Here is a 17,962-nt window from a genome sequence, read left to right as displayed (position 1 = left end):
TATCGTATATTTGCAACCGCTAAGCAAATGGTGGTTGTAGCTCAGTTGGTTAGAGCATCGGTTTGTGGTACCGAGGGTCGCGGGTTCGAGCCCCGTCTTCCACCCAGAAAGCAAAAGCTTCGAAGAAATTCGAAGCTTTTTTTGTGTTTTCTAGTTTTCCTTAAAAATGATAGGCGGCTAAAGGATAATCATTCTATGACTATGGCTCCTTATTTTAGCAGATTTAATTCGATGATACAGGCCTTCATACTTTGATACGTTCTTTCAATATCATTGTCTAATCCGATAGAAAACCGAATCAAACCGTCTGTCAATCCCATTTCAATTTGTTCCTCCATAGGGATTTCGCTCGAAGTTGAGGTTCCAGGCGCGCTGAATAAGGTTTTATAAAAGCCTAAACTCACCGCCAGATACCCTAGATTTTTGGCCTGCATCAACTCCATCAAAGCATTGGCTTTCAACAAAGTTCCAACATCCAGTGTCATCATCCCGCCAAAACCATATTCAGGATTAATCATGCTTTTATAGATCTCATGACTCGGATGGCTTTTTAACCCCGGATACACTGTTTTGATTCCGTCTTTTTCAAAACGTTCCGCCAGATACATCGCATTATGGCTGTGCTGTTTCATTCTGATGTGCAGCGTACGCAAGTTTTTCATCACACTGGCAGATCGCAGACTATCCATCGTTGGCCCCAATAACATGCTGGCTCCACTGTTTACATTTTTTAAACTATCAATAAATTCCTGAGAGGCGCATGTTACTCCGCCCACCGTATCACTGCTTCCGTTGATGTATTTTGTCAAACTGTGAATCACAATATCAGCTCCTAATTTAGCAGGCGAAACGGATAGTGGCGAAAAAGTATTATCAACAACTAATTTCAAATTATGTCTTTTTGCAATTTTTGATAAACCTTCAATATCAGCCACTTCCAATAAAGGATTGCTCACCGTCTCACAATACAAAACTTTAGTTTCAGCAGTAATAGCAGCTTCTACAAGTTCAAGTTTTGTGATGTCAACAAATGTGGTTTTGATACCTAATCTAGGTGTAAAATTCTTCAGGAATGCATACGTTCCGCCATAAATGGTTCTGCTAGAAACAATATGGTCGCCGGAACCGCACAATTGCAACAAAGTGGGCGTAATCGCTCCCATTCCGGATGCCGAAACGTTCGCTGTTTCCGTGCCTTCCATGGCTGCCAAGGCTTTGTCCAGGTATAAATTACTCGGCGAGGAATGACGTGAATACAAATAACAGCCTTCCATATTGCCTTCAAAAGTATCGAACATCGTTTTTGCCGATAAAAAAGTGTAGGTTGAGGAGTCAGAAATAGAGGGATTCACACCACCAAATTCGCCAAAGTACTGCAAATCCTGAATGTTGTCTGCGGGATTGAAATTTTTCATAATTATTTTTTATTGTTATTTGAAGCTATTCCTGCTATTCACTCTATCTTTTACTTTTTAAAGAAAAAAGTAAAAGGATGCCGTTGCTATCAGGGCTTGGACATTCCGGTATGTCAAGAAATCCTATTCAAAATAAAATATTTTAAGATTAAAAATCAATAGTCTGTAGTTTTATTAGATTATAAAACTATATAACACTAAATAATTAATTTTTTTACTAAATTAGTTCGGTAATCAGGATTTTTATAGATTATCTATCAATTTGAAATTTGCAACACAATGACATTAGATTCAACAGACAAAAAAATACTTTTTTTATTGCAAACAGATAGTAAGAAAACAACCAAAGAATTGTCCTTAAAACTCAATCTTTCCGTTACTGCCGTTTATGAACGCATTAAAAAACTAGAAAGAGAAGGGGTTATTGACAAGTATGTTGCGTTGATTAATCGCTCCAAAGCCGAGAGAGGATTTGTGGTTTTTTGTCACCTCAAATTGATACAACATACCAAAGAGTTTCTTACGAAGTTCGAAAGTGAAGTGGTGAAACTAAAAGAAGTTTTAGAATGTCATCATGTGAGCGGTGATTATGATTATATCTTGAAAATTGTGGTAAAAGATATGGAAGCTTATCGAGAGTTTTTAGTAACGAAACTAACGACATTACAACATATAGGAAGTACGCACAGCACATTTATGATTAGCGAAGTAAAAAGCACGACTGTCGTTGATATATAAATGTTGATTGTTTTAATGGTATTAAATTTAGAATACATCAATTGCTCCATGAAAACTAAAGAAATTAGACAAAAGGGTATTGTGAATTTTGGAAAACTTATCCAGGATGATTCAAAATTAGTCGTTTTGGAAGGAATATTTGACGCTATTTTAAACGAAGAAAAAGCTTCCCTAGTTTCGGATAATCAGTATCAAAAAGTGGAAGAAGCCAGAACCGTCTACCATTCCGGGAATAGTTTATCAACTTCTTGGGAAGATTTGGAGAAGCAATTAAATGCTAAATATGGTTTTTAAAATAGTTATTTCAAAATTAGCAGAAATTGAAATAAATGAGGCTATTGAAATTTATGAAAGTAAAAAAAGGGATTAGGCAAAGTTTTTTTGCTTAAGCAATAAGAATAAAACAATGTTGCATTTTTTTTTACCATATAAGCCATGTAAGTTTAAGTTTCGATTATGTTAGCCTTATGTAGCTATAACAATCATAAAGTCATTTAAGGTTTAATTCTTATATGACTTATATGTTAAATATTATTTCACTCATTTTTTAGTATGACATTAAATAGTTCCAACTACTTATCTTAAAAGATATTTAAAAATATTAAAAATGAATCCTGAACTATTCCCACTAAAAAAAGAACCGTTTTTCAGAGAATTATCCTTTAAAACATTCCCTTTTGTAATTATTTTTGAAGTATTTAATGACGGAATTATTATTTACTCTGATTTTCATACTTATAGAGATCCTTCTAAAAAGCCATAAATAATTTCTTGATGAATATTAGTTATGTCATTTTCATAACAAAAAACCTTCTGAATTAAACTTCAAACAAAACTTAATTCCTTAATTTTGTGGAACATTTTATAAAAACACAATAAAAAAAAATACTATGAGTTCATTTGACGTAGTCATTATAGGTTCTGGGCCAGGCGGATATGTATCAGCAATTCGTTGTGCACAACTGGGTTTTAAAACAGCAATTATCGAAAAATATTCCACTCTTGGAGGGACTTGCCTCAATGTTGGTTGTATTCCTTCAAAAGCACTACTAGCTTCTTCTCATCATTACAGTGAAATTGCACATTTTGCAGATCACGGAATTGAAGTTTCCGGGGAAGTAAAAGTAAACCTTGAAAAAATGATTGCGCGCAAACAAGCGGTTGTAGATCAGACTTCTGGTGGTGTTAAATTTTTAATGGACAAAAATAAAATTACAGTTTTGGAAGGATTGGGTTCCTTTGTTGATGCTACACATGTTGCGGTGGCAAAAGCAGACGGAACTTCGGAAACTGTCGAAGCCAAAAACATCATCATCGCTACAGGTTCAAAACCATCTTCTTTGCCTTTTATCAAAATAGATAAAGAAAGAATCATTACTTCAACCGAAGCATTGAAACTTAAAGAAGTACCAAAACATTTAGTAATTATTGGTGGTGGAGTTATCGGGATCGAATTAGGTCAAGTGTATTTGCGATTGGGATCACAAGTTTCTGTTGTAGAATATTTAGACCGAATTATTCCAGGAATGGATGCTTCATTGTCTAAAGAATTGACTAAAGTATTAAAAAAACAAGGCATGAAATTCTATGTTTCACACAAAGTGAAATCCGTAGAACGAAATGGTGAAGGCGTTGTCGTTCAAGCTGAAAATACAAAAGGAGAAACAATTACGCTGGAAGGAGATTATTCCCTAGTTTCTGTAGGTCGTCGTCCGTATACTGACGGATTAAATGCTGATAAAGCAGGTGTAAAAATCTCAGATAGAGGAATGGTAGAAGTAAATGATCATTTGCAAACTTCAGTTCCTACTATTTATGCAATTGGCGATGTGGTGCGTGGCGCAATGTTAGCACACAAAGCAGAAGAAGAAGGAGCCATGGTGGCTGAAATATTAGCAGGTCAAAAACCACATATCGATTATAATTTGATTCCCGGAGTTGTCTACACTTGGCCAGAAGTGGCTGCTGTAGGACAAACAGAGGAGCAATTGAAAGCTTCCGGAGTTGAGTATAAAGCAGGAAGTTTTCCTTTCAAAGCTTTAGGACGCGCAAGAGCTGGTGGCGATCTAGACGGATTTGTAAAAATTCTTGCTGATGCAAAAACAGATGAAGTACTAGGCGTTCACATGATTGGGGCTCGTTGTGCGGATTTAATTGCTGAAGCAGTAGTTGCAATGGAATTCAAAGCCTCTGCTGAAGATATTTCCAGAATGTCTCATGCTCACCCAACATTTGCAGAAGCGATCAAAGAAGCAGCACTAGCCGCTACTGACAATAGAGCGTTGCATGTGTAATTAAAGAATAAATTTTTGCTATAGAATAAAAAACCCGCTACATTGAGCGGGTTTTTTTGTTATGAGGTGCACTTATTTAGTCTTTAGCAATAAATAAACTTTTATAATTGTTCCAATGGTTAAAAATTAGAAACATATTTCCCAAGAATAAGAAAAGAGCAGTAGGAATTCCCTCTGGAGACAAGAAAAAATTTATGAATAAAATGTTGATGGTTATTGGTAAAATCAAAATACTGGCAAGAGTAACATAACGCCCTGTCAAAAAGGCTAGGCCACATAACAACTCAATAGACTTGGCTAATGGCATAATGTAAGTAGAGGCAACTAAGCCTACATTAAAAGCCTTGAAATTTCCGGTAACCTCCGGTTCTGGAGCTAGTTTCAGAAAAAAACTAATTGATGCATAAAGAAGTAAAATTCCAATTAAAGTTCGGATAATAATAATTACAATTTTCATAGTATATGGTTTTATTGGTTACATATTTGAAAATAATTATTGGGGAATTTGAGGTTCATCAATACACATAATTTCCCATTGGTGTCCGTCCAAATCCGCAAAACTATGGGCATACATCAATCCGTGATCTTGTGGCTCCATATACGTTGTACCACCCGCAAATATCGCTTTTTGTACTATTTCGTCCACTTTTTTTTTGCTTTCAACATCTATTGCGATTAATACTTCGGTATTTTTATGGGCATTGCAAATTTCTTTTTTGGTAAAGTCTCTAAATCGTTGTTCAGTAAGCAGCATCACAAAAATGTTTTTTCCTGTAATCATGCAAGTGGCTTGTTCATCAGTAAATTGAGGATTGAAAGAAAATCCAAGTTGTGTAAAAAAAGCAATGGATTTTTTAAGGTCTTTAACTGCTAAATTAAGGAAAATTTTTGAAGCCATAACGGGAATGATTAAACGATTAAAAAAATCCAAAATTGATCACGCACTATCAAATTTACAAAAAAATAAGCTAATTTTAGCATAACCAGTTATTGAAGAATTTTTTTTGTTGTAATTTTGAATTTTTAAACATTAAAACTTTTTGAGAACTTCAATTTATAAGTCTATTTCTGATTCAAAATTGTTCAAACAACAACTTTTACTCTGGTCACAACAATTTCGTGAAGTTGTTTTTATGGATAGTAATGAGTATCCGCAACAGTACTCCAGTTGCGATTGTATTCTTGCCGTAGATGCTTTTACCTCCATCAAAACAGATGTTTACAATGCCTTTGAGGATTTGAAACAGTACCAGCAAAACACGAAAGACTGGCTTTTTGGTTATTTATCGTATGATTTAAAAAATAATATTGAGCAGTTGCAATCTGCTAATTTTGACGGGCTGGATTTTCCGGATTTGTATTTTTTCCAACCTAAGAAACTGTTTTTATTGAAAGGAAATCAACTCGAAATTCAATATCTCAATATGTGTGTGGAGGAAGTGGAGGCAGACTTGAAAGAAATTAGTGTTCAGTGTTCAGCGTTGAGCGTTCAAAATCCACAAATAACGATCCAACAACGGATTCCGAAAGAGAATTATCTTCAAAAAGTTTCAAAAATATTGGAACACATTCATCAGGGCGATATATATGAAGCCAATTTCTGCATGGAATTTTTTGCTGAAAATGCAACGATTGATCCCATAGAAAAATTTATAAAACTCAACGAAATTTCTCAGCCGCCATTTGCCGTTTTTTTTAAAAACAACAATCACTTTTTACTTTCGGCGACACCGGAACGTTATTTAAGGAAAGAAGGAGAACTAATTATTTCGCAACCGATTAAAGGAACTGCAAAACGATTTTCAGACCCAATTGAAGATGAAAAATCGAAAATGCAATTGGCTTTAGACCCAAAAGAACGGGCCGAAAATATTATGATTACGGACTTAGTGCGCAATGATTTGTCTCGAACAGCACAAAAAGGATCCGTTGAAGTACAAGAGTTGTGCAAAATTTATTCTTTTTTGCAAGTGCATCACATGGTTTCTACAGTAACCTCAAAGTTTGAGGCGCACTATTCCGTAGTAGATGCTTTAAAAACAACTTTCCCAATGGGAAGTATGACAGGAGCACCAAAGATTTCGGTGATGAAAATCATTGAAAAACTGGAAGAAACAAAACGCGGTTTATATAGCGGTGCTGTAGGGTATTTTACACCAAATGGTGATTTCGATTTCAATGTAGTTATCCGAAGCATTTTGTACAATCAAGAAAAAAAATATGTTTCTTTTTCAGTTGGAAGCGCTATCACTTCGCCATCAATTCCTGAAAAGGAGTATGAAGAATGTTTGCTTAAAGCAAAAGCGATGCGAGAAGTTTTAAGTTAAATCAAAATGAATGAATTAAATTTGAATATGCTACAGAAATTCCAAAACCATCTTCTTCATAATTTCCAGTTCTTGAACGGAAAAAAAATACTTCTTGCTACAAGTGGCGGGAAAGACAGTATGGTATTGGTGCATTTGTTTCAGCAATTGAATTATAAAATTGGAATTGCACATTGTAATTTTCAATTGCGTGGAATGGAAAGTTTTGAAGACCAAAATTTTGTCCAGGAATATGCTGCGGCAAATGCTATTCCAGTATTTATAACACAATTTGACACCAAAGCTTTTTCTGAAGATTATAAAATTTCGACACAAGTTGCCGCGCGCGAGTTGCGATATAACTGGTTTTATGAGTTATTAGAGACTGAGAAATTCGATTATATTCTCACAGCACATCATGCCGATGATAATTTGGAAACGTTCCTAATCAATCTTAGTCGTGGAACAGGATTAGAAGGTTTGACAGGAATTCCGGAGCAGAACGATAAAGTAATTCGCCCACTTTTGGCCTTTAACCAAAAAGAAATGGAAGATTATGCCAAATTAAATAATATTAAATGGCGCGAGGACAGCAGTAATGCATCCGATAAATACCTTCGGAATAAAATTCGGCATCATCTGGTTCCGATGTTAAAAGAATTGAATTCTAATTTTCTTTCCTCGTTTCACAAAACACAACTGTATTTGCAAGACGCGCAAGTTATGGCTGAAGATGCTTCGATTATGATTTATCAGCAAGTGGTAAAGCAAGAGAATGAGACTCTTTATTTTGATTTAAAAAAACTAAAAAAATTACCCAATTATAAATCTTATTTGTACCAATGGCTGAAAGAATTTGGATTCAAAGCTTGGGATGATATTTATGATTTGGTTGATAGTCAATCTGGAAAACATGTTTTTTCTCCAGAATATAGAGTATTAAAAGACAGGGATTACTTAATCCTAAGTCCGATAAATTTCGTAAAGGTAGAGGACAAATATTTTATAGATGAAAATCAAAAAGAAGTTAATATTCCCTTAAATCTTACGTTTTGCAAAGTAGCCGACATTGGGATCGTTTCAAATAAAACTATCTTTGTAGATGGTGATAAAGTGCAGTATCCATTAATTTTACGCCATTGGAACGAAGGCGATAGTTTTCAGCCTTTTGGGATGAACGGTAAGTCAAAAAAAATAAGCAAGCTTTTTAAAGATGAAAAATTATCCTTGCTAGAAAAAGAAAATTCTTGGCTTTTATGTTCGAATGATGAAATAGTCTGGATAATTGGTCTACGTCAGGATGAACGTTTTAGAATAGACAACACAACTAAAAATATACTAAAAATACAATCAGAATAATGAAGAAACTACTATTTATACTTATTGCTTTTTTGGCTTTTGCCAATGGAAATGCCCAGATTCTAGATCCCGCCAAATGGACAACTAAAATAGAAAAAAAATCGGACACTAATTATATCCTTACTTTTAATGTTGTTATAGAAAAGGATTGGCATTTGTATTCTCAGTTTACTCCAGACGGAGGGCCGTTGCCACTGGAAATCATTTTTAAAAACCAAAAAGGGAACTTCACTCTAGTGGGCAAAGCCAAAGAAAGTAAAACGAGAAGTGCTTTTAATGACATATTTGAAGTTAACGAAACATTCTTCGAAAAGAAAGGCCAAATTCAACAGGAAATTACACTAACAAATCCTAAGCTGACTGAAATTAAAGTCGATTTTAATTATCAGGTGTGTAAAGAGGTTTGTATTAATATGGAGAAGAATTTCACGTTTGCAATTCCTGCAGTTTCAAAAACAACGGCAGTAGCAACGGATGTAACCATAGTAGATTCTGTAAAAGTTGATACCGTAGTTTCGCAAATTGCAATTACGGAGGACCAGGTGAGTACTCCTGAAAAAATCGTTCCTCTAGACTCTGAACCAGCTACAAAAAGAGGATTATGGTCTATTTTCTTCATTGCTTTTTTATCTGGATTTGCCGCATTGCTTACGCCTTGTGTCTTCCCAATGATTCCTATGACAGTCAGTTTTTTTACTAAACAAAGCAAAACAAAAGCAAAAGGGATTAGTAATGCCATTATTTATGGAGTAGCTATCATATTCATTTATGTAGTTTTAGGATTCTTAGTGACGTGGATTTTTGGTGCCGATGCGCTGAATGCGTTGTCCACGAATGTTTGGTTCAATATTATTTTCTTTGTTTTGTTAGTCACTTTTGCAGCTTCATTTTTGGGTGGTTTTGAGATTATGCTGCCTAATTCTTGGGCAAATAAAGTGGATAATCAAGCGGATAGAGGTGGGATAGTTGGAATTTTATTCATGGCTTTGGCGTTAGCGATTGTCTCGTTTTCGTGTACCGGACCGATTGTAGGAACCCTATTAGTCGAAGCGGCTTCTAAAGGCGGAATAGCTCCAATTGTGGGTATGTTTGGGTTTTCATTGGCTCTAGCCTTACCCTTTATGTTGTTTGCGATGTTCCCGGGTTGGTTGAATTCATTGCCAAAATCTGGTGGCTGGTTGAATACCGTTAAAGTAGTTTTAGGCTTTTTAGAATTGGCTTTGGCATTCAAATTTTTGTCGAATGCTGATTTGGTTTTGCAATTGCATTTCTTGGAAAGAGAAGTGTTCTTGGCAATATGGATCGCTATTTTTGGTACATTGGCCTTTTATTTATTTGGAAAAATCTCACTTCCACACGATAGTCCGATGGCACATATTTCAGTAGGAAGATTGTCTTTTGGATTAGTAGTTTTGGCCTTTACAATCTATTTGATTCCTGGGATTTGGGGAGCGCCATTAAAATTAATTTCTGGTTTTCCGCCACCAATGACCTATAGCGAAAGTCCATACGGAGTAGGAAACTCAAAAGGTGGCTCAAATACTTCTGCCCAAATTTTGCCGGAAGGCGCACACTTAGGGCCACATGGTCTTATTGCTTTTGATGATTATGAAAAAGGATTGGCTTACGCCAAATCAGTGAACAAACCCATTTTGCTAGACTTTACGGGTTTTGCTTGTGTGAATTGCAGAAAAATGGAAGATTATGTGTGGTCAGATCCTGCGATTTTAAAAATATTACAAGAAGAAGTAGTTTTGATTTCTTTGTATGTTGATGATAAAAGAGAATTGCCAAAAAGTGAGCAATACGTATCTAAAGAAACGGGTAAAGAAATTGTAAGCGTGGGTAATAAATGGAGCGATTTCCAAATTACAAGGTACAAAGCCAATGCGCAACCGTATTACATTGTTTTAGATGTAGAAGAGAATATGCTGTCTGATAAACCAGAAAGTTATAACTCAAATATCAATGCCTACAAAGGATGGTTAAGAGAAGGAATTGATAGATTTAAAAAGGTAGAATAACAGGTACGTCTGGAAAAATACTAGATCTAATATTAAACACGAATTGCACTAATTTCTACGATTCAATTCGTGGAAATTAGTGCAATTTGTGTTTATATTTAATACTATAGACTTAATTTACTCAGTATTGATGCGTGAGATGCCGTATACAAGGTAGGGTATAAAATTGCCTTTTATTCGATTATTTTCTCGATATAAGCAGAATTTAAAAGGTACAATGCGCCCATATATCGTATTTTGAACGCCACTAAATCCCCAATTTTATAATTTTTTTTAGAATTTGAAATGTCTATAACCAGCATGTCAGAACTGGCGTCTACTATAGTGATATCCGTATCATCAGATTCGATGTATTGTGGTTGCATGTCTAACAAACCAATGTCTAGAATAGCTCTAAGGGAAGTATCGCCTAAATCAGTGACAGCATCCATCGAAAAGGAATTTCCGGCTACATTCTCGCCTAACTCCCCTGTTGGTGTATTTGGTTTTTCTGTAATTTCGATGATTTCAGCGTATAATTTGAAAACATCATTGTGCATTCCTTCTATGGTATTTCCTGTAAACAAATCTTTCCCGAAAAATAGGGCTTCCCCTATTCGAAAATGATTCACGGCCATTGGTCGGGCATTTTTTAGGAGTAGCGGTACAGTAACAGAAGTTCCTCCGGAGACAAATGGAATACTGATATTGAATTTAGCTTCAATTAGCTGTTTGTATAAGCTCAATTGAATCAATTTGTCCTGCGTGGGCATTACACCGCTAAGGCAATTGAAATTGGTACCAATTCCAGAGATTTCAATATTAGGCATTTTTAGAATTGTGCCATAAAAATCGATCAATTCTTCACCCATTACACCTTCACGAAGGTCTCCCATTTCAATCATAATGATGATTTTATGGGTCTTGTTTTGTTTTACGGCTTCCTCTGAAAGTAATTGTATGGTATAGATTTCAGTATTAAAACTGATGTCAGCATACCGCACAATACTTTCAATACTTCGTTTAGCAGGTGGTTTAATATACACGGTTTGGATTTCCGGATCCAAGGCTTTAATTTTTTTCAAATTACTTACTCTGGAATCATGAATTTCACGTACTCCTAAAGCGATGATTTCTTTGAGATAAATTTTATTTCCACACAATAGTTTGGAAACCACTCCCCATTGTATATTTCTGGATTTAAAAATAGTATCCAGAAAGGCATAATTTTCTTCAAGTTTTTTGCGATATAGTTTTATAAAAGCCATTATTCTATGATTTTACGTGGAATTGATTTGGAAATCCGAGTTAATAATTCGTAATTGAGTTGGTTGCTGAAATCACTAAAGGAAGCTACAGAAACGGATAGCTCTTTTTGTGTGCCTATCAAGACCACTTCATCTTCTTTTTTTGCCATGTCGATATCAGTAACATCGACAGTCATCATGTTCATGTTTACGGAACCCACTACAATACAGCGTTGTCCATGAATAAGTACACGACCTTGGTTGCTCAACGAACGGCTGTATCCGTGGCAGTAACCAATAGGGATAACAGCAATTTTCATTTTTCTTTTGGCCATAAAACTGGTTCCATATCCAATAAAATCACCAATATTTACTTTCTTTACGCTCATTATAGCACTTTTCCAAGTGATAACGCGTTGCAGCGGATCTATTTTATTTTTTTTAGAATTGAGATAGGTAACAAATACTTCCGGACTGGACCACAATCCGTATTGCATTATTCCGATTCGCACCATATCCATTCTGGTTTGTGGAAACATTATTGATGCTGCAGAGCAAGCAGAATGTCTCATTTGTGGCTTCAGATCATTTTTACAAAAAAAGGCATAAATTTCTTCAAACTTCTTGATTTGCTGATCCACTCTGTAATAATTAGCGATACTTTCGGCCCCGGCATAATGAGTACAAAGCCCTTTGAAAGATAGATGTTGTTCTTCTCTCTTTAAAAAAGTAATAACAGTATTCAGTTCGTTTTTGTCAAAACCAGTTCGGTTCATTCCGGTTTCTACTTCAATGTGCAGAATTGCTTTTTTTTCGAGTTTTTTAGCTGTTTTCATAGCTTTCGTCAGTCGAGTTTTATCAAAGACAAAAAATTCAATATCATTTTTGATTACCCATTCCATATCTTCATCCTGAACGAGTCCCATAACCATAATAGTTGCTTTGTCCTGTAGTGTTGTTTTTACGACTTTGGCTTCCTGAACATCAAAAACAGAAAAATGAGTTACACCACATTGAAAAGCCATAGCCACAAACGGCTGTACTCCATGACCATACGCATTTCCTTTTACGACAGAGGAAATCAGTACTTTTTTTCCAAAGGTCTTTTTTAGAAAATCGATGTTCTTTTGATACGCGGAGCGATTAAGCTCTATTATTGAGTTAGTGTGCATTTGTAATTTGTTTGCTGATGTGATGAAAAACAGCCACTCCAGTTGCTATAATTTCGTCAGGAAAATCATAATCAGGATTGTGTAGTGCGGCAGTGTTTACCCCAGCTCCCAGTCCGAACATGGAACCGGGATAGTGCTGTGTGAACAAACCAAAATCTTCGCCCCAAGTGAATGGTTTTTCTTTTTCGAATAGTTCAAAACCATTAATTTCTGCTGCCTTTTTGATGAATGCTACAGCAGTTTTGTCATTCTCATTGGCTTGGAAACTTTGTATCCATTGTGTTTTACACTTCAGTTGATATTCTTTTGCGATTGATCGGGCTGCATTTTCTAAAGCTATTTCGATCTTTCTCATCTGTAAATTGCTATCACTTCGTACTGTAAAATGAATTTCTCCCGCACCAGCTGCTACACCATATGCTTTTTTACCTATTTTGGTATAAATGGGAGTTATCTGGCAATAGTTTTCTTTGGTAATATCGGTCTGAATAGTAGCATTAAATTGATTGATAATGGCGGCTATTGCCAGAGTAGGATTAATTCCTCTTTCAGGCTCACCGGCATGGGCTGTTTTTCCTTTTAATTTTATGATAATGCTATTTACGGCGCAGGTAAAAGTTTCGTTTTTTACTACAATTTGATGCATTGGAAACCCTGGTAAATTGTGCAGCGCAAAGACGTAATCAGGTTGAATCAAAGTGAATTTAGTATCTGAAAACACCTTTTGAGCACCACTACCATCTTCTTCAGCCGGTTGAAACAGCAAAATGACGGTTCCTGAGTCCGGTTTGTTCTGATGCAATTCAGCTGCCAAACCACAAAGAATAGCCATGTGTCCATCATGTCCGCATTTGTGTGAGACACCATCAATTAGTGAACGATGTTCAAAACGATTCGTTTCTTCAATTGGCAAAGCATCTAATTCACATCGGAATAATACTATTTTCCCATTTTTTTTACCTTTATAAATTGCAACCACACCAGTTGTTCCTACTCCGGTAATCAATTCATCCGGAGGGTAATTTTCGAGAAAAGATAGGACGCGTTTTGCTGTTTGATTTTCTTTACCCGAAACCTCTGGGTGTTTGTGAAGCTCCTTTCGTAACCGTACAAGTGTCTCGATGGACGGGTTTGAGTTTTCCATTTTGGATTATTTAATGAGGCGCATTTCCAAATATTTATTGGTAAAACCTAAGCTTTCATACAGTTTTTTGGCAGGATTATCAGGTTCTACATGCAGGGCAATATTTCCTTCGGCAATTGATATTGCTTTTTGCATCAATTGTTTTCCAAACCCTTTTCCCCGTTGGCTGTTGTCCACGGCAATGTATACCAAAATATTTTCAGGAATAAAATCTTTCATTCCCGTGTTGTTCAAGATGACAACTCCTACGATTTTTTGATCTTCGATTCCCACTACAATGTTGCCTCCTTTTGTAGGATTCATAACGTAATCAATACATTTTCGAATGTCTTCAATCGTATCGCCATATTGTTCTAAATGGGTATAAAGGAATAATGCTATAATTTGATTGGTATAAATTGTATCTTCTCCGGTTGTGTCATTAATTTGTTTGAATTCCATTTTGTCTTTCTTTTTTGTTATAGTGATAAAGTGATATTGTAACGAATAAAATAAGAGAAATACTTATTCCATAAAGGTTTGCATCTAAATGTTCCGGTAATTTTAAATCTAAAGGTAGTTTATTCTCTGTAACAATTAGCAGGATTGTGGTGGCACCCCCAAATAACATGCTCCAAAAAGCAGCTGTTGGATGGCTTTTCTTCCAAAATAAAGCGCCTATTACCGGAACGAATAGTCCCGACACCATAAAAGCATAGGAGTAGAGCATCAGTTCCAGTACATTTTGCATTTGGGAAGCAATTAAAATAGCAAGAAGACCTACAATTAAGGTGACCAATTGTGAGAGCCGAAGCTCTTTTTTATGACTCAATTCTTTTTTTGAAAATTTAGCAATAATATCAGTGACAATATTTCCGGAAGCTGCCATTAAGCAGCTGTCCGCGGTAGAAAGTATAGCCGAAAAATAGGAAGAAAGCATCAGCCCCATTAATCCAACGGGGAGTATGGTGGCCAGTAAAATAGGCAATCCCATTTCGCTATCCATATTGGCTGCATCTGTAATACCGTTAAACATTCCTTTGTTTGCAGCCACTTTAGCCAGCATTCCCAGAATCACTCCCATAAATGCCATTATAGGCCATTCAAAAACACCCGCAATCAACCATGCTTTTTTAGCTTCTTTCTCTCCTTTGCTAGCATAAATCCGCTGGTATAAAGTCATTCCTACAAACCAAATGGGTATAATGGTTATGGACCAGTTTAAAATCTGATACCATTTTACATTGGTCAGTGATAAATATTCAGGTGCCAGGGTAGTCTTGATCGCCTCATACCCTCCCACGGCATTGTAGGCAACTGGAATCCCTATAAAAACCAATCCGCCAATAAGGACTAACCACTGGATTGTATCGGTATAAATAACGGCTTTTAATCCTCCAATAGCCGTATAAATTACCGCGATAAGTCCCATTACAATTAGCGCTGTTTGTAAATTAAGTCCTTCTATGGTTGCCGACGCTAATTTGGCTCCAGCCAAAACCTGAGAACTTGTAAATCCAAGATATCCAATAGCCGAAATAATTCCGGCCAGTAGCGCTACTTTAGCATTATAAAAATGATCAAATATTTGGGGAAAAGTGAAAAACTTATATTTATGTCCTAATGCACTTACTTTTGGAATTAGAAAAACAGCACTCAGCCAAGCGCCCAGCAGTCCGGTGAACAGCATCCAAGAACCGGATATTCCCATCGTAAAACCCAGACCGCCCAATCCTATTGAGAATCCACCACCTACATCTGTGGCTACAACGGATAAACCAATGTGCCAGCTATTCATATTTCTTCCGCTAACGTAAAAATCTTCAGCAGTTTTGTTTTTGTTAAAAAAATAAACGCCAACGCCTAGCATAACCAGCATGTAAACAACAAAAATTGCATAATCTATTGTGTGCATATTATTAATTTTCGATTATTTAATAGCCTGTACATGGAATTTTTCCAAAAGGCAAAAGGTGCAGTAAACTGCAAAAAAAAAGATGATTTTTTTTAGAATATTTTCTAAAATAAGGGATCTTAGCTTTGGGTTAAAAGTGCAAAAAAAAGACTTTATTAACCGCAAAAAATAATTTGGTATTTTACAAATGTAAGGCAAATTATCTAAAAAATCTTTTTAAAATGCAGATATTGTCTTTTACACAACAAATAACGGCCTCTTTTTGCAGTAATAGTATTGATTTTATAGAGGTAAAAGCGAATGAAATTTTTGATAAAAAATGCTAATCTAACCGTGTAGTTTTCTTTAAAAAGATCCTAAAAAAGATCGTTTTTTTTAACATATTTGTTTTTTTTTGACAAACTAAAATTCCTAAATTTTAAAAAAGAAGGAATATGGATGCAATATTCGAAGAGATTTTTTATCTTTAAAAATTATTTTAACTCAAAAGAATTCATGAAAAAACTATTAGGTATTTCGCTTTTTTTTATTGGTGCAGTTCTGTTTGCCCAAGACAATAAAGCCAATTATGTGTCTGAAAATTATACTAAAAAGGAAGTGCATATTAAAATGCGTGATGGAGTAGAGTTGTTTACTGCCATTTATACTCCCAAAGATGTTTCTACAAAATATCCAATTATAATGCAAAGAACACCATATAACTCCGGGCCTTATGGAGAAAATCAGTTCAAGAAAAGCATTTCTCCCAGTGAAACGATGATGAAAGAAGGATATATTGTAGTCTATCAAGATGTTCGAGGACGATTTATGAGTGATGGTTTGTATGACAACATGCGTGGTTTTATTCCAAATAAAAAAGGCAAGAAAGATACGGATGAAGCTTCGGATACGTATGATACGATAGAGTGGCTGGTGAAAAATGTGGCTAACAATAATGGAAATGTTGGAACTTGGGGAATCTCATATCCAGGTTTTTACGCTACATATTCTTTATTGAGTAATCATCCAGCTTTGAAAGCCGTTTCGCCTCAGGCATGTATAGCTGATTTCTTTTTTGATGATTTTCATCACAATGGAGCGTATTTGTTGAGTTATTGGAAAGTCACTCCGTTATTTGGCCCTCAAAAAACAAAACGTACTACGGAACCTTGGTACAAATTCACGAATGCGGGTACAAACGATGATTATCAGTTTTTCCTGGATGCTGGACCACTCTCTAATTTAGACAAATATTATGGAAAAGAGAATGAGTTTTGGCAACAGCTGAAAGACCATTCCAGTTACGATGATTTTTGGCAAAAGCGTGGAATTTTACAGCATTTGAATAATATTAAACCAGCGGTAATGACAGTTGGAGGTTGGTTTGATGCCGAAGATTTATACGGTCCTTTGAATACCTACAGTACGATAGAAAAGAGCAGTAAAAACTACAACACAATTGTTATGGGACCCTGGAGTCATGGTGATTGGGCTAGGAATTCAGCAAAGCAAGTGATTGGTAATATTAATTTTGGAGATAGTATTTCTGGTTTTTATCAAAAAAATATTGAATCTAATTTCTTCCGTCATTTTTTGAAAAATAATGGAAAAGGAGCTAATAAATTGCCTGAAGCTTATGTTTTTGACACCGGAAGAAAAGAGTGGAAAACTTATGATGCCTGGCCTCCCGTAAATACTGAAAAACAAGATTTCTTTTTGCAAGGTAGTAAATTGACAAAATTGGCTAAGCAAAATATTTCTTTTGAAGAATTTATTAGTGATCCTAAGAAACCGGTACCCTATTCGGAGGATATTAAACAAAACGGACTTACGCCAAGGAAATACATGACCGATGACCAGCGTTTTGCTGCACGACGTCCGAATGTGATTGTTTTTGAAACAGAAGTATTGAATGATGATACCACATTAGCTGGAGAAATCTTGGCTAAATTACAAGTTTCTACTACAGGAACTGATGCGGATTGGATTGTAAAAGTGATTGATGTTTTCCCAAATGACGAACCGGAAACAAAAGAAGTAGCTCCGTATCTAAAGATGAGTAATTACCACATGATGGTACGAAGTGAAGTTATGCGAGGCCGTTTTAGAAATAGTTTTTCAAAACCAGAACCTTTTGTAGCCAATGAGAAAACAGCAGTTAATATTAAGTTACAAGATGTATTTCATACGTTCAAAAAAGGACACAAAATCCAGATTCAGGTTCAAAGTACGTGGTTTCCATTTATAGATTTGAATCCACAGACATTTGTTGACAATATTTTTTATGCAAAACCTGAAGATTTTAAGAAACAAACGCACAAGATTTATAACGACTCTAAAATTGAGTGTACTGTTTTAAAATAAAACGGCAATCGGGTTGTGCGCCATAAAAGCATTCGACTATATTTAAA

Annotated in this window: 16 protein-coding genes and 1 tRNA gene; 9 read left to right on the top strand and 8 right to left on the bottom strand. The window is 35.5% G+C overall.

What is annotated here, in order from left to right; genetic code table 11:
* Positions 1-29 precede the first annotated feature (29 nt).
* A tRNA-His gene (locus tag EKM00_RS05085) sits at positions 30-105 on the top strand.
* A gap of 104 nt (positions 106-209) precedes the next feature.
* Here EKM00_RS05085 and EKM00_RS05080 read toward each other — a convergent pair.
* On the bottom strand, positions 210-1,415 hold the full coding sequence (locus tag EKM00_RS05080; RefSeq protein WP_126515471.1) for an aminotransferase class I/II-fold pyridoxal phosphate-dependent enzyme: 1,206 nt from the start codon (positions 1,413-1,415) through the stop codon (positions 210-212).
* Between the two features lie 279 nt (positions 1,416-1,694).
* Between EKM00_RS05080 and EKM00_RS05075 the strand changes: the two genes are divergently transcribed.
* The 4 genes from EKM00_RS05075 (at position 1,695) to lpdA (ending at position 4,447) form a co-directional block, all read left to right on the top strand.
* Positions 1,695-2,153 carry an Lrp/AsnC family transcriptional regulator gene (locus tag EKM00_RS05075; protein ID WP_126515470.1) on the top strand — a complete coding sequence of 153 codons (459 nt, stop codon included), beginning with the start codon at positions 1,695-1,697 and terminating at the stop codon, positions 2,151-2,153.
* A gap of 48 nt (positions 2,154-2,201) precedes the next feature.
* Positions 2,202-2,447, top strand: a complete 246-nt coding sequence (locus tag EKM00_RS05070; protein ID WP_126515469.1) for a hypothetical protein — start codon at positions 2,202-2,204, stop codon at positions 2,445-2,447.
* Positions 2,448-2,760: 313 nt separating this feature from the next.
* Complete coding sequence (locus EKM00_RS14700; protein ID WP_158614880.1) at positions 2,761-2,916, top strand: hypothetical protein; 156 nt, start codon at positions 2,761-2,763, stop codon at positions 2,914-2,916.
* 127 nt (positions 2,917-3,043) lie between these two features.
* A complete protein-coding gene (lpdA, locus tag EKM00_RS05065; RefSeq protein ID WP_126454661.1) occupies positions 3,044-4,447 on the top strand; it encodes a dihydrolipoyl dehydrogenase in 1,404 nt (467 codons plus the stop codon).
* 76 nt (positions 4,448-4,523) lie between these two features.
* Here the strand turns inward: lpdA and EKM00_RS05060 are convergent, their stop codons facing one another.
* Positions 4,524-4,904: a DoxX family membrane protein gene (locus EKM00_RS05060; protein ID WP_126462598.1), complete on the bottom strand. Its 381-nt coding sequence runs from the start codon at positions 4,902-4,904 to the stop codon at positions 4,524-4,526.
* A 36-nt stretch (positions 4,905-4,940) separates the two neighbouring features.
* The gene (locus tag EKM00_RS05055) at positions 4,941-5,345 is read right to left on the bottom strand and encodes a VOC family protein (RefSeq protein ID WP_126454665.1); all 405 of its coding nucleotides are present in this window, start codon (positions 5,343-5,345) and stop codon (positions 4,941-4,943) included.
* Positions 5,346-5,487: 142 nt separating this feature from the next.
* Here EKM00_RS05055 and EKM00_RS05050 point away from each other — a divergent pair, with 142 nt between their 5' ends.
* From EKM00_RS05050 to EKM00_RS05040, 3 genes are read left to right on the top strand one after another with little or no spacing between them, the layout of a single operon-like run.
* Positions 5,488-6,774, top strand: coding sequence for an anthranilate synthase component I family protein (locus EKM00_RS05050; RefSeq protein ID WP_126515468.1), 1,287 nt, complete (start codon positions 5,488-5,490; stop codon positions 6,772-6,774).
* 27 nt (positions 6,775-6,801) lie between these two features.
* Positions 6,802-8,112, top strand: coding sequence for a tRNA lysidine(34) synthetase TilS (gene tilS / locus EKM00_RS05045; RefSeq protein WP_126515602.1), 1,311 nt, complete (start codon positions 6,802-6,804; stop codon positions 8,110-8,112).
* Positions 8,112-10,136, top strand: coding sequence for a protein-disulfide reductase DsbD family protein (locus tag EKM00_RS05040; RefSeq protein WP_126515467.1), 2,025 nt, complete (start codon positions 8,112-8,114; stop codon positions 10,134-10,136). The genes tilS and EKM00_RS05040 overlap by 1 nt, the downstream gene beginning before the upstream one ends.
* Before the next feature lie 173 nt (positions 10,137-10,309).
* On the opposite strand, the gene EKM00_RS05035 is transcribed toward EKM00_RS05040, so the two are convergent.
* Genes EKM00_RS05035 through EKM00_RS05015 form a run of 5 tightly spaced genes read right to left on the bottom strand, consistent with a single transcriptional unit; the run spans position 10,310 to position 15,572 of the window.
* Positions 10,310-11,383, bottom strand: coding sequence for an alanine/ornithine racemase family PLP-dependent enzyme (locus tag EKM00_RS05035; RefSeq protein WP_126462586.1), 1,074 nt, complete (start codon positions 11,381-11,383; stop codon positions 10,310-10,312).
* Positions 11,383-12,534 (bottom strand): alanine racemase, encoded by a 1,152-nt coding sequence (gene alr / locus EKM00_RS05030; RefSeq protein ID WP_126515466.1) that lies wholly within the window; start codon positions 12,532-12,534, stop codon positions 11,383-11,385. Before alr ends, EKM00_RS05035 begins: the two co-directional genes overlap by 1 nt.
* Positions 12,524-13,678 (bottom strand): amidohydrolase, encoded by a 1,155-nt coding sequence (locus EKM00_RS05025; RefSeq protein ID WP_126515465.1) that lies wholly within the window; start codon positions 13,676-13,678, stop codon positions 12,524-12,526. Before EKM00_RS05025 ends, alr begins: the two co-directional genes overlap by 11 nt.
* Positions 13,679-13,684: 6 nt before the next feature.
* Positions 13,685-14,119 (bottom strand): GNAT family N-acetyltransferase, encoded by a 435-nt coding sequence (locus EKM00_RS05020; RefSeq protein WP_126515464.1) that lies wholly within the window; start codon positions 14,117-14,119, stop codon positions 13,685-13,687.
* Positions 14,100-15,572 carry a sodium:solute symporter family protein gene (locus tag EKM00_RS05015; RefSeq protein ID WP_126515463.1) on the bottom strand — a complete coding sequence of 491 codons (1,473 nt, stop codon included), beginning with the start codon at positions 15,570-15,572 and terminating at the stop codon, positions 14,100-14,102. Before EKM00_RS05015 ends, EKM00_RS05020 begins: the two co-directional genes overlap by 20 nt.
* Before the next feature lie 495 nt (positions 15,573-16,067).
* Between EKM00_RS05015 and EKM00_RS05010 the strand changes: the two genes are divergently transcribed.
* Positions 16,068-17,915, top strand: coding sequence for a CocE/NonD family hydrolase (locus EKM00_RS05010; protein ID WP_126515462.1), 1,848 nt, complete (start codon positions 16,068-16,070; stop codon positions 17,913-17,915).
* Positions 17,916-17,962: the final 47 nt, after the last annotated feature.

It is taken from the genome of Flavobacterium sp. RSP15, from assembly GCF_003968755.1.
In the GTDB taxonomy this organism is placed as follows: Bacteria; Bacteroidota; Bacteroidia; order Flavobacteriales; family Flavobacteriaceae; genus Flavobacterium.
The sequence above is the reverse complement of the archived record's forward strand: the minus strand, read 5'-3'. Positions and strand labels throughout refer to the sequence as shown.